Raw genomic sequence first — 12,103 nt, forward strand, 5'->3', positions numbered from 1 at the left:
CTACTTAAAAAAGTAATTATGAATTTTCAGTTAAGCACCTATTAAGACTTCAAAATTAAAATATTTTAAAACAAGTCAATCAACAAGTGCCCACACAGATTGTCTGATATATTGTTAAAGAGCAAAATAAAGTGGTCGGCGAGATAGGATTTGAACCTACGACCCACTGGTCCCAAACCAGTTGCGCTACCAAGCTGCGCTACTCGCCGTCAGATCTTATAAAGATAAGATGGGGTGGCTAATGGGATTCGAACCCACGACAACTGGAATCACAATCCAGGGCTCTACCAACTGAGCTATAGCCACCATTAAAAGTTGTTATTGCACTGACCTGGCGCGCTCGACAAGATTCGAACTTGCGACCTTTGGCTCCGGAGGCCAACGCTCTATCCAACTGAGCTACGAACGCGTTATTGCGTCGTTGCGGAGGCGTATATTAATGATTTAATAAAACCTTGTCTAGCACTTTTTGAAAAAAAATGTTTGAGCGATAGTTTTTTATTCAGTTTGTTTAAAATTCACTATTTTTTCGACTATTTTTACAACTTGGAAAATCATTATATATGTTGAATCATCCAACAATTATGAATTTGTTTATTACGTTCAAAATCTAGCGGTAACGTTTTATGCGAAATTTCTACCGCACTTAAACCTAATTCTTCCAACGCAACTAAATTCATTTTGAATCCGCGTTTATTATTCGAGAAAACAATTGTGCCATTATTCGACAAAACTCGTTTTAGATTGCTCATCAATTTCACATGATCTCGTTGAACATCCCAACTCTCTTCCATACGTTTAGAATTCGAAAACGTCGGTGGATCCACAAATATCAAATCAAATTGACGATCACATTTTTCTAACCATTGAAGGCAATCTGCTTGAATTAATTTATGTTGTTTACCTTCAATATCATTCAAAATAAGATTTTGTTCCGCCCAATTAAGATAAGTATTGGACATGTCAACGGTAGTTGTCGATTTAGCACCACCAAGTGCTGCATGAACAGTTGCTGAGCCGGTATAAGCAAATAAGTTTAAGAAATCTTTACCTTTTGCCAACTCACCAATCATTTTTCTTGTTAAACGGTGATCTAAGAATAAGCCAGTGTCTAAATAATCCGTCAAATTTACCCAAAGTTGCACGCCATATTCATTCACATAAAAGTATTCACCTTTATTGGCTAATTTCTCATATTGGTTGGTACCTTTTTGTTTCTGGCGAACTTTGAGGATCAACTTATTCGTTTCGACACCTGTAACATGCAAAGTTGCAGTAACCGCATCTAATAAACGTTGACGCGCTTTATTTTCGTCAATATTTTTTGGCGCTGCATATTCTTGCACAACAATGTAATCTGCATAACGATCGACGGCTAAATTATATTCAGGCAAATCGGCATCATATAAACGATAAGCGTCTAATCCTTGCTGCTTTGCCCATTTACTAATTTTCTTAATATTTTTTTGTAATCGATTAGCAAAATCGGTTGCCACCTCCGAAGTGCGGTTAAATTCCAGTTCATTTTCAGCTGGAATTTCGTCAGATTTTCGTTCTGAAACTTGATAATTTTTCTGCACACAATCTAGTGGGCCATTTTTTGCTTTAAACTGTCGGCTGGCGCGCATTCTCAAACAATCAAGCAATGTCGATTCGCTACTAAAAACAGAAACATTCCAACCGCAAAATTCTTTTTTAAGTCTTTGCCCAAATACAGAATAGAGCGCGATTAAAGCGGGTGTTGTACCTAAACGTTCACCATAAGGTGGATTACAGATCACTGTACCGACTTCATTTAAACGAGGATTTTTCAACGCTGCAACATCACCTTGTTGCCATTTAATTAAATGTGAAACACCTGCATTTTGTGCATTCTTCTGCGCCTTTTTTAACACGCGGTGATCGAGATCAAATCCATAAAAGTGCGGTTGAATTTCACTTTGTTTTTCTTCTGCTAATTCAATCGCTTCATTTTTTACTTTTTCCCAAGCCGATTGATTATGCGCTTTCCAAAAATCAAATCCCCAATGTAAACGATAAAGTTGCGGTGCAATTTTGGCTTCTATTTGTGCCGCTTCAATTAAAAGCGTGCCAGAACCACACATTGGATCTACTAATGGAGAACCCGCTTGCCAACCTGAACGCATAACAATCGCCGCCGCTAGAGTTTCACGTAAAGGTGCTTGACCTGTATCTTCACGATAGCCTCGCAAATGTAATGCTTCTCCACTTAAATCTAAAGAAATCACTAAATTTTCACGGTTCAAATAAGCATGGATACGCACGTCCGGATGAATTTTATCTACATCAGGGCGAGTTTTACCTTGACGTTCAAAGTAATCGACAATTCCATCTTTAACGCGCATCGCACCAAATTGAGTATGACGAATTTCTTGGTTGGTTCCATTAAAATCGACAAAGAAGGTGACTCGTTCATCAAATTGCGCTAACCAATTAAAGCCTGAAACAGCCGCATAAAGATCCAAATCACTGTAAACCTTGGTTTCAATCAAAGGAAATAAAATGCGTGAAGCAAGGCGTGACCAAAGCAAAGTGCGGTATAAAGTTTCATCATCAGCTTGATAATGAACGCCACCTTGAACCACTTTTGCCTCTTGAGCACCAAGTTCAGTGAGTTCAACTTTTAATAATTCTTCAAAGCCACGAGAAGTCGTTGCAAATAATTGTTTCATTTAGGTACCGGTTTTGAAAATTTTGAGGGATTATAGCATAGAAAAAGATGATCTAATTGAGATCATCATAGCGAGTTAAACTGTAAAAAGAAAAGCCCTGATTTTCTTAAATCAGGGCTTTAGAATTTGTTGGTTGCGGGGGCCGGATTTGAACCGACGGCCTTCGGGTTATGAGCCCGACGAGCTACCAAGCTGCTCCACCCCGCGTCTGATGCCGTGCACTATACTCTATTAATATTTTTTTGCAAGAATTAAACAAAAGTTTATGTTTCATTTGTTAATAAAATGTTCAATGTGAGTTTTTATTAATCAGCTTGACTAAATAACACTGGTCGTTTTGACGGATTTTTGATAGCGTATGCAGCCTTATTTAAGCTTATTTAGGATTAAAAATGTCAGTTCGAAAATTTTTCTCATTAAAAACATTTTCTATTGCAGTGACAACCGCACTTTTAGTTGCCTGTGGTTCTTCTAATACAACAAAAATTCAAATTCCAACCACGTCAAACGGCAGCGATCCTCAACAATTTGGTGCTAAATATTCGGGTCGTAATTATCAACAAGCTGTGTTTATGCCAGTTTCTCAAGTTGAAAACCAAAGTGCGGTCATTAATCAGGGCGATTTTTTAACGCAACTTTCAAATGTACAAAGTTATTCAAGCAAACTATCTGATCGTTTCTATGGCAACTATGAAAAAATTACAAATTGGGTACTTTCTGGCGCCAATGTAAGTGAGCTTTCTAAATTTGGCATTTACCCGCAAATTATGCGCGGGTTCGATGGATATCAAAATGTTTTGATGACAGGCTACTACTCTCCTGTCCTTCATGCACGCCGTTCACCGCAAGGTCAATTCCAAAATCCAATTTATCGCATGCCAGCAAATAAACGTTTTAGCCGTGCGCAAATCTATGCCGGTGCATTAGCGGGGCAAGGATTAGAATTAGCATATAGTGATTCCATGTTAGAGAACTTTTTACTTGGGGTACAAGGCAGCGGTTATGTAGATTTTGGTGATGGCAACCTTAATTACTTCGCTTACGCAGGACAAAATGGCTTTCCCTACACCGCCGTTGGTCGTTTATTAGTTGAAGATGGTGAAGTGCCAAAAGAGAAAATGTCTATTCAAGCAATTCGTGAATGGGGCAATCGTAATCCATCTCGTGTACAAAGTTTGTTAGAACGTAATTCTTCTTATGTATTCTTCAAAAATGATCCAAGTGGCAAGGTGAAAGGTTCGGCCGGTGTACCGCTTGTACCAATGGCTTCTGTGGCATCAGATCGTAGCGTTGTACCATCTGGTACTGTTCTTTTAGTCGAAGTGCCTGACATTGATAATAACGGAAACTGGCTTGGTACGCATAAATTGCATTTAATGGTTGCACTTGATGTCGGCGGTGCGGTGAAAGGCCACCACTTTGACTTATATCGTGGCATTGGTGATCAAGCAGGCCATATTGCAGGATTATCAAAACACTATGGTCGAGTATGGGTGTTACAATAATGGCTCCAGTGGACAATTATGAACAGCGATTTGGCGGTATTGGTCGACTTTATACACCTGATGGACTCGCGCGCTTACGTCAAGCCCATATTTGCGTAATAGGTATTGGAGGCGTAGGCTCTTGGGTCGTAGAGGCCTTAGCACGTTCAGGCGTTGGTGAACTCACATTAATTGATATGGATGATATTTGCGTCACGAATATAAATCGCCAACTTCCTGCAATGAGCGGCACAATCGGCAAATTAAAAACTGAAGTCATGTCAGAGCGAGTAAAATTAATTAACCCAGAATGTACCATCAATATTATTGATGATTTTATCTCGCCAGAGAATCAATCGGATTACCTCAATCGAGGCTATGACTATGTCATTGATGCCATTGACAATGTGAAAACTAAAGCATCGCTGATTGCTTATTGTAAACGTAACAAAATTAATGTGATTACTATTGGTGGTGCAGGTGGTCAAACTGATCCAACCCAAATTCAAATTGCCGATCTTAGTAAAACTATTCAAGATCCACTCCTAGCCAAAGTGCGATCGGATTTGCGCAAGGATTACAATTTTAGCCAAAATCCAAAACGCAAATTTAGTATCGATGCGGTATTTTCAACACAACCTCTAATATTCCCACAAATGACTGAAGGTTGTGCAATTTCTGCCACAATGAATTGCGCAAACGGATTTGGCGCAGCCACGATGATTACGGCAACCTTTGGTTTTTTTGCTGTTTCTCGTGTAATAGATAAATTACTAAAGAAAAAATCTTAATCTCCTCTTGAAAATGCACATTGGCCATAAATGTGCATTTTTTATCGAATGAAACCTATTTACTTTAAAAATGAAAAATTTTCCCTCAGGTTCTCTATAAAATCGTTGCAATTTATATAAAAAGGCGTAGTCTTTTTCCCTTTGAGAATTATTACTAACAAGTAAGGAAACAGAAATATGAAAAAACTTTTAAAAATTAGCGCCGTTTCTGCCACACTTTTAAGTGCGCCAATGATGGCGAATGCCGATATATTGGCATCAGTAAAACCTTTAGGTTTTATTGTTTCATCTATTGCTGATGGCGTAACCGGTACACAAGTCCTTGTTCCTGCAGGAGCCTCTCCGCATGACTACAATTTGAAATTATCTGATATTCAAAAAGTAAAATCTGCAGATTTAGTTGTATGGATTGGTGAAGATGTTGATTCATTTTTAGACAAACCAATTACCCAAATTGAACGTAAAAAAGTGATTACCATTGCAGATCTTGCTGATGTAGAACCTTTATTAAGTCAAGCTCACCACGAGCATTTCCATGAAGATGGCGATCACGATCATAAACATGAACATGAGCACAAACACGAACATAAACACGATCACGAACATGAACACGACCATGATCATAAGCACGAGCATGAACACCACGACCATGATCACGATCACCATGATCATGACGAAGGTTTAACAACAAACTGGCACGTTTGGTATTCTCCAGCGATCAGCAAAATTGTTGCACAAAAAGTAGCGGATAAATTAACTGCACAATTCCCAGATAAAAAAGATTTAATTGCACAAAATCTTTCAGATTTTAACCGCACTTTGGCAGAACAAGGTGAAAAAATCACAGCACAACTTGCGAATGTTAAAGATAAAGGTTTCTACGTTTTCCACGATGCTTATGGTTATTTCAACGATGCTTATGGTTTAAAACAAACCGGTTACTTCACCATCAATCCATTAGTTGCACCAGGTGCAAAAACTTTAGCGCACATTAAAGAAGAAATCGCAGAACATAAAGTAAATTGCTTATTCGCAGAACCACAATTTACGCCAAAAGTGATTGAATCTTTAGCTCAAAATACTAAAGTCAATGTAGGGCAACTCGACCCAATTGGCGATAAAGTCACTTTAGGCAAAAATTCTTATGCAACATTCTTACAATCTACTGCAGATAGTTACATGGAATGCTTAGCTAAATAAACCATTCTAAAAACAATGACCGCACATAAAAGTGCGGTCATTTTCTTTTCTAAATTTGATATTTTGTTTTATCTCCAATATCAAAATGCAAAGGCATTCGCCATTTTTGTATCGCTAAAACTAAAAGTAATACGCCAGAAATAATAGAAAAAATGCGTAATGCGATAAGATTATTTAACACCCATGAAAACCACAAGCAAGCCACAAATATCGGCTGTAAATTTAAAAAAGGTACGCGGAAACAAAAATATTCTTTAAAACACAAACCACCTAAAGTAAGTAACGCACCGCCAAGGGCCAAAGCGGGATAATGATTAATATAAAAAAGTAATCCTATCCAAGTAGCAAATTGAAAAAGCAATCGGAAGGATTTGAGATAAATATGTAATGAAGAAGCACAGCAAGTTGCCGCAATTAGTATAAATGTAAGCGTTAAATCTGGATACCAACTCATGGCAAGAATAGCCAACGCCGCTATCACAAAGCCAGAGCGATAAATAATGACGGTCAGATTATCTAAAAAATCCATCGGTGATTTAATATGTGGATCAGCCATTCTACAAAGATTCCTTTTATAAATTACAAATTAAAAATAAATGTTACATTAACTCAATAAAAAGTGCGGTCAACTTAAAAACATTTTCTAAATTAACCGCACTTTTATTATTTCTGTTTAAGCTTATCAAGAATTTTTTGATGAATGCCACCAAAACTGCCGTTAGACATCACCAAAATATGATCTGTAGGTTGGGCCTCAGCGACAATCATATCGACTAATCGATCTAAATTTGCATTCCAATAGGCAGGTTGTACACATTGGTTTGCAATATCTGCCACTTCCCAAGGAAGCTGTTCTGGTTGAAGCATAAACACTTCATCAGCTCGACCAAGTGCAGGCGCAATTTCATCTTTATGAACGCCCATTTTCATTGTGTTAGAACGAGGTTCAAGCACTGCAAGAATTCGCACGCCTCCCCCTACTTTATCTCGTAAAGCGGTTAGCGTAGCGAGAATAGCTTCTGGATGATGAGCAAAATCATCATAAACGGTGATGCCATTAACTTCGCCTTTTACTTCTAAACGACGTTTAGCATTTACAAAAGATCCCAATGCTTTACATGCATCTTCAATAGACACGCCCGCATGATGAGCAGCCGCTATTGCCATTAAAGCATTATGCATATTATGTTGTCCGACTACATTCCACTTTACTTCGGCCACTTTTTCACCATGATGGAAAACCGCAAAATGTGAGGCATCATTTGTAATACGCTCAGCAAACCACTCACTATCTTTGCCTAAAAATTGTTGCTGCGACCAACATCCCAATGCCAGCGTTTCTTTTGCACTTTGTTCACTCGCCGAACTTAATACCAAGCCACTTGCCGGAATAGTTCGAATCATATGATGAAATTGGCGTTGGATCGCTTTAAGATCATCAAAAATATCTGCATGATCAAAACTAATATTATTTACGATAAGTGTACGCGGATTGTAATGTACAAATTTCGAACGTTTATCAAAAAAAGCCGTATCATATTCATCAGCTTCAATAACAAAATAAGGACTGTCCCCTAAACGAGCTGAAATGCCAAAATTACCAGCAATACCACCGATTAAAAAGCCTGGTTTTAAGCCATTTTGTTCTAAGATCCACGCTAGCATGCCTGTTGTGGTTGTCTTTCCATGCGTACCAGAAACTGCCAATACCCAACGATCGCGTAATAAATGATCATGTAACCATTGAGGACCAGATGTATATTTCAAATTATTTTCCAACACATATTCTACGCAAGGATTACCGCGTTTCATCGCATTACCAATGATTACCATATCAGGCGCTGGTTGTAATTGTGCAACATCATAATTTGGAATAATCTCGATGCCTTGCTCTTCTAAAAAAGTGCTCATTGGAGGGTAAACATTAGTATCGGAACCCGTCACGTGATAGCCCATTTGTTTAGCAATCATCGCCACGCCGCCCATAAATGTGCCACAAATACCTAAGATATGAATATGTTTCATTGTACTTCTCTACTTATCAAGGAAAATGAAAAGTATAATAAAACAACTTTTATGAACTTTCAAAATAAAAGACTGTCATAAAGGCTCACATGGGCTATAATTGAGCCTTTAAAAATGAGTAAAACTCAACGAACAAAATATAATAAAGGAATTTACAATGAAATTTAATAAATCATTTCTTTTCGCAAGTATCATTGCAGCTTCAATTGCATTAACCGCTTGTAACGATAAAGAAGAAAAAGTAGCAGAAAAACCTGCTGCAACAGAAACTACTCAACCAGCTCAACAAGCAGTACAACAACCTCAAGTAAAAACGGATGATTTAATCACTCAAGCAAATGCAGAATTCCTAAAAGTTGCGAATGTAAAAGTAACGAATGTTTCTGTAACAGATGATTTAAAATCATTTTCTATCACTTATGAAATTACAAACTTAAGTAATAAAGCTATTTTAGAAGCGCAATGGTTAACTGTTTATAAAGAAAATAACCAAGCATTCTATGTAGCAAACCTTCCAGCATTACAATTTGGAAAAACAATTGCACCAAAAGCTAGCGAAACAGTAACATTATCAACAACTGAGGAAGCTGTGCTTTCTCAAATTCGCCCACATTTGCAACAAGGGAAAAATATCCAAGTAGACATTATCGGGACTTCAGTACATTTTGCTGACGGTTCGAAAGTTGGCTTAGTGTCAGAACAAAAATAATTCTATAAAAATGCCTGTGTAAAACAGGCATTTTTTTATCCGCACTTTTAGGCAATTCGCTCAAATCCAGCTTTTAAATCTGCAATCAATTCATCTACATCTTCAAAGCCAATATGCACACGAATTAACGAACCTGTAAGGTTACGTTTAATATTTGGACGAATATGTGCAATTTCTTCTGGTTGATTACAAAGAATTAGAGACTCAAATCCTCCCCATGAATAAGCCATAGTGAAAAGTTGAAAATGATCCATGAAATTTGAGACTTGTTCCGATGTCAATCTCTTAGTTAATTCAAAAGAAAATAAACCGCTGCTACCACTAAAGTCTCGTAAAAAGAATTCATGACCAGGGCAACTTGGTAAGGCTGGATGGTACACAGTTTTTACTTCTGGTTGCTCACTCAACCATTTTGCTACTTTAATACTACTTTCCTGATGTTGTTTTAATCGTACACCCAATGTACGAATACCACGAGCGGTCGTATAAGCAGAATCCGCATCCACCATCTGCCCCATTAAATAGGAATGTTCTCTAAGTTGATCCCAAGTTCGCGCATTTGCAACGGCAGTACCAATCATAATATCTGAATGACCCACTAAATATTTCGTACCCGCTTGAATAGAAATATCAATGTCATGCTCTAACGCTTTAAATAAAACACCTGCCGACCAAGTATTATCAATCATAATCACAATATTAGGGTTCACCTTTCTTGCAGCCTTCACAATAGTCGGAATATCTGGAATTTCCATTGTGATAGAACTCGGTGCTTCCAAGAAAAGTACTTTTGTATTCGGTTGAATAAGCGTTGCAATATCAGCACCAATAAGAGGATCGTAATAAGTTGTATCGATCTGCATTTTTTTCAGCACAATATTACAGAAATCTTGGGTTGGCTCGTAGGCTGCACCGCTCATTAATACATGATCGCCAGTTTTTACAAAAGAAAGAATCGAATTAGTTACTGCTGCTGCACCACAAGGATAAAGATAACAGCCTGCGCCCCCCTCCATTTCACACATTAAATCTTGTAACGCAAAATGTGTTAGCGTCCCTCTTCGACCATAAAATAATTCGCCTTTTGCTCTATGTTGAGTAGCGTGTTTTTTATCTTCAATACTGTCAAATACTAATGAAGAAGCTCGCTGTAAAACGGGGTTTACAGATCCTTGTGAAAAGCGTTTTTTACGCCCTGCATGGACAAATGTTGTTGATAGATTATGTTGTTGCATATTTCCACCTTATTTTAGATAAGATTAATTGCTTTAATAGATAAAATCGAGTATAAAAATGTCGGCGTTTCAAATAGAATCGCGCCGCTATTTTGTGTGGCAAAACTTCAACTTAACTTTATATAGGAATTATGACTATGGTATTAGTAACCCGTCAAGCACCAGATTTTACTTCATCTGCTGTATTAGGCAATGGCGAAATCGTTGATAACTTCAACTTTAAAAAACACATTGCTGGAAAAGCTGCAGTAATCTTTTTCTACCCATTAGACTTTACCTTTGTTTGCCCTTCTGAGTTAATCGCATTTGACCACCGTTATGAAGAATTCAAAAAACGTGGCGTAGAAGTAGTTGGTGTTTCTATCGACTCTCAATTCACTCACAATGCATGGCGTAACACCCCAACTGAAAATGGTGGTATCGGCCAAGTTAAATATGCATTAGCAGCGGATGTAAAACACGAAATCGCTCAAGCATACGGTATTGAACATCCAGAAGCGGGCGTTGCATTACGCGCTTCATTCTTAATCGACAAAAATGGGGTTGTTCGTCACCAAGTAGTAAACGATCTTCCATTAGGTCGTAACATCGATGAAATGTTACGTATGGTTGACGCATTACAATTCCACGAAGATCACGGTGAAGTTTGCCCTGCTCAATGGGAAAAAGGTAAAGAAGGGATGAAAGATAACCCTGAAGGCGTTGCAAAATACTTAAAACAAAACGCTGATAAACTTTAATCCGTAATTATTTACAAGAAAGCCACATAATGTGGCTTTTTTTATATTCTTAGATACTTTAGAATAGGTGTATCTCTAACACCAAGAGCGGTTCATTTCTATGAAATTTAATATTCCTATTTTCCTAACGATATTTCGCGTAATCCTGATTCCGTTTTTCGTGATTGCATTTTATTTACCTATCGAATCCTCCCCTTTTATTACTACATTCATATTCTTTATTGCCGGTGTTACTGATTGGCTTGATGGTTATTTGGCTCGTAAATGGAAACAAACTACAAGATTTGGCGCTTTTTTAGATCCTGTTGCAGATAAAGTAATGGTTGTCGCCGCCTTGGTTCTCATCGTTGAATATCAACACTCTCTTTGGATTACGATTCCTGCCATTATTATGATTTCTCGCGAAATTATTATTTCCGCATTACGTGAATGGATGGCTGAACTCGGAGAGCGTAGTAAAGTCGCTGTCTCTTGGTGGGGAAAATGGAAAACAACCGCACAAATGTTAGCCCTAGGCGGATTATTATGGCGTTACAATAATTATATGGAAATTGCCGCTATAATCTTGCTTTACATCGCAGCCATTTTAACAGTATGGTCAATGATCCAATATTTACAGGCAGCAAAAGGTAGCCTACTAGATGACCTAAAACTCTAATTTTGGATAAAGTGCAATATTTTCTACCGTACTTTTATTATTTTGTCTTATTTTTAATCAAACAAAGCTTTTTTTTATTTTTTCATTTGACACAAGACTATAAAACCGTAAAATACGCCCCGTTGTCAAGCAGCAATGCTGATTAGCGATAAATGCGGGAATAGCTCAGTTGGTAGAGCACGACCTTGCCAAGGTCGGGGTCGCGAGTTCGAGCCTCGTTTCCCGCTCCAATTTGCCCGAGTGGTGGAATCGGTAGACACAAGGGATTTAAAATCCCTCGCCTTTCGAGGCGTGCCAGTTCAAGTCTGGCTTCGGGCACCATTTAAAACCAAATCTGAAGATTTTAAAAATATTTAAAATCAATTTATGGGTCGTTAGCTCAGTCGGTAGAGCAGCGGACTTTTAATCCGTTGGTCGAAGGTTCGAATCCTTCACGACCCACCACTCTCTGATTTAGTTGTCCAGTTGGGTTGTTAGCTCAGTTGGTAGAGCAGCGGACTCTTAATCCGTCGGTCGAGAGTTCGATCCTCTCACAACCCACCATTCTTATTTTTATTATTCATCTCTA

At 38.0% G+C, this 12,103-nt stretch carries 10 protein-coding genes and 8 tRNA genes; 10 read left to right on the plus strand and 8 right to left on the minus strand.

What is annotated here, in order from left to right:
• Positions 1–132: 132 nt before the first annotated feature.
• The 5 genes from KP710_RS09135 to KP710_RS09155 form a co-directional block, all read right to left on the minus strand.
• Positions 133–209 (minus strand) — tRNA-Pro (locus tag KP710_RS09135).
• Between the two features lie 21 nt (positions 210–230).
• A tRNA-His gene (locus tag KP710_RS09140) sits at positions 231–306 on the minus strand.
• A gap of 26 nt (positions 307–332) precedes the next feature.
• Positions 333–409, minus strand: a tRNA-Arg gene (locus tag KP710_RS09145).
• A 148-nt stretch (positions 410–557) separates the two neighbouring features.
• Positions 558–2,693 carry a bifunctional 23S rRNA (guanine(2069)-N(7))-methyltransferase RlmK/23S rRNA (guanine(2445)-N(2))-methyltransferase RlmL gene (gene rlmKL / locus KP710_RS09150; protein ID WP_111408021.1) on the minus strand — a complete coding sequence of 712 codons (2,136 nt, stop codon included), beginning with the start codon at positions 2,691–2,693 and terminating at the stop codon, positions 558–560.
• Positions 2,694–2,823: 130 nt separating this feature from the next.
• Positions 2,824–2,900, minus strand: a tRNA-Met gene (locus tag KP710_RS09155).
• A gap of 185 nt (positions 2,901–3,085) precedes the next feature.
• Between KP710_RS09155 and mltA the strand changes: the two genes are divergently transcribed.
• From mltA to znuA, 3 genes are all read left to right on the plus strand, one after another.
• Entirely contained in the window at positions 3,086–4,198 is a 1,113-nt protein-coding gene (gene mltA / locus KP710_RS09160) for a murein transglycosylase A (protein WP_111408020.1), read from the plus strand.
• Positions 4,198–4,968: a tRNA cyclic N6-threonylcarbamoyladenosine(37) synthase TcdA gene (gene tcdA, locus KP710_RS09165; protein WP_165818763.1), complete on the plus strand. Its 771-nt coding sequence runs from the start codon at positions 4,198–4,200 to the stop codon at positions 4,966–4,968. Before mltA ends, tcdA begins: the two co-directional genes overlap by 1 nt.
• Positions 4,969–5,145: 177 nt before the next feature.
• The gene (gene znuA, locus KP710_RS09170) at positions 5,146–6,168 is read left to right on the plus strand and encodes a zinc ABC transporter substrate-binding protein ZnuA (RefSeq protein WP_111408018.1); all 1,023 of its coding nucleotides are present in this window, start codon (positions 5,146–5,148) and stop codon (positions 6,166–6,168) included.
• 49 nt (positions 6,169–6,217) lie between these two features.
• On the opposite strand, the gene KP710_RS09175 is transcribed toward znuA, so the two are convergent.
• Together KP710_RS09175 and mpl are read right to left on the minus strand one after the other, a co-directional pair.
• Positions 6,218–6,724: a DUF2301 domain-containing membrane protein gene (locus KP710_RS09175; protein ID WP_111408017.1), complete on the minus strand. Its 507-nt coding sequence runs from the start codon at positions 6,722–6,724 to the stop codon at positions 6,218–6,220.
• Positions 6,725–6,831: 107 nt separating this feature from the next.
• A complete protein-coding gene (mpl, locus tag KP710_RS09180; protein ID WP_111408016.1) occupies positions 6,832–8,193 on the minus strand; it encodes a UDP-N-acetylmuramate:L-alanyl-gamma-D-glutamyl-meso-diaminopimelate ligase in 1,362 nt (453 codons plus the stop codon).
• 157 nt (positions 8,194–8,350) lie between these two features.
• Between mpl and KP710_RS09185 the strand changes: the two genes are divergently transcribed.
• Complete coding sequence (locus KP710_RS09185; RefSeq protein ID WP_111408015.1) at positions 8,351–8,902, plus strand: hypothetical protein; 552 nt, start codon at positions 8,351–8,353, stop codon at positions 8,900–8,902.
• Between the two features lie 47 nt (positions 8,903–8,949).
• Here KP710_RS09185 and metC read toward each other — a convergent pair whose 3' ends face one another.
• The gene (gene metC / locus KP710_RS09190; RefSeq protein WP_111408014.1) at positions 8,950–10,137 is read right to left on the minus strand and encodes a cystathionine beta-lyase; all 1,188 of its coding nucleotides are present in this window, start codon (positions 10,135–10,137) and stop codon (positions 8,950–8,952) included.
• Positions 10,138–10,274: 137 nt separating this feature from the next.
• On the opposite strand from metC, the gene KP710_RS09195 reads away from it, so the two are divergent.
• From KP710_RS09195 to KP710_RS09220, 6 genes are all read left to right on the plus strand, one after another.
• The gene (locus KP710_RS09195) at positions 10,275–10,877 is read left to right on the plus strand and encodes a peroxiredoxin C (RefSeq protein ID WP_005625599.1); all 603 of its coding nucleotides are present in this window, start codon (positions 10,275–10,277) and stop codon (positions 10,875–10,877) included.
• A gap of 100 nt (positions 10,878–10,977) precedes the next feature.
• Entirely contained in the window at positions 10,978–11,535 is a 558-nt protein-coding gene (gene pgsA, locus KP710_RS09200) for a CDP-diacylglycerol--glycerol-3-phosphate 3-phosphatidyltransferase (RefSeq protein ID WP_111408013.1), read from the plus strand.
• Between the two features lie 154 nt (positions 11,536–11,689).
• Positions 11,690–11,765: transfer RNA gene (locus KP710_RS09205), tRNA-Gly, on the plus strand.
• A gap of 4 nt (positions 11,766–11,769) precedes the next feature.
• Positions 11,770–11,856 (plus strand) — tRNA-Leu (locus tag KP710_RS09210).
• Positions 11,857–11,903: 47 nt separating this feature from the next.
• Positions 11,904–11,979: transfer RNA gene (locus KP710_RS09215), tRNA-Lys, on the plus strand.
• Positions 11,980–12,002: 23 nt separating this feature from the next.
• Positions 12,003–12,078: transfer RNA gene (locus KP710_RS09220), tRNA-Lys, on the plus strand.
• Positions 12,079–12,103 lie beyond the last annotated feature (25 nt).

This window comes from Haemophilus sp. SZY H35 (assembly GCF_018829705.1).
In the GTDB taxonomy this organism is placed as follows: Bacteria; Pseudomonadota; Gammaproteobacteria; order Enterobacterales; family Pasteurellaceae; genus Haemophilus; species Haemophilus haemolyticus_K.

Excerpts from the sequence above, each read along its gene's own strand:
- rlmKL (WP_111408021.1), bottom strand. The coding sequence starts at position 2,693 with ATGAAACAATTATTTGCAACGACTTCTCGTGGCTTTGAAGAATTATTA.
- mltA (WP_111408020.1), top strand. The coding sequence starts at position 3,086 with ATGTCAGTTCGAAAATTTTTCTCATTAAAAACATTTTCTATTGCAGTG.
- tcdA (WP_165818763.1), top strand. The coding sequence starts at position 4,198 with ATGGCTCCAGTGGACAATTATGAACAGCGATTTGGCGGTATTGGTCGA.
- znuA (WP_111408018.1), top strand. The coding sequence starts at position 5,146 with ATGAAAAAACTTTTAAAAATTAGCGCCGTTTCTGCCACACTTTTAAGT.
- KP710_RS09175 (WP_111408017.1), bottom strand. The coding sequence starts at position 6,724 with ATGGCTGATCCACATATTAAATCACCGATGGATTTTTTAGATAATCTG.
- mpl (WP_111408016.1), bottom strand. The coding sequence starts at position 8,193 with ATGAAACATATTCATATCTTAGGTATTTGTGGCACATTTATGGGCGGC.
- KP710_RS09185 (WP_111408015.1), top strand. The coding sequence starts at position 8,351 with ATGAAATTTAATAAATCATTTCTTTTCGCAAGTATCATTGCAGCTTCA.
- metC (WP_111408014.1), bottom strand. The coding sequence starts at position 10,137 with ATGCAACAACATAATCTATCAACAACATTTGTCCATGCAGGGCGTAAA.
- KP710_RS09195 (WP_005625599.1), top strand. The coding sequence starts at position 10,275 with ATGGTATTAGTAACCCGTCAAGCACCAGATTTTACTTCATCTGCTGTA.
- pgsA (WP_111408013.1), top strand. The coding sequence starts at position 10,978 with ATGAAATTTAATATTCCTATTTTCCTAACGATATTTCGCGTAATCCTG.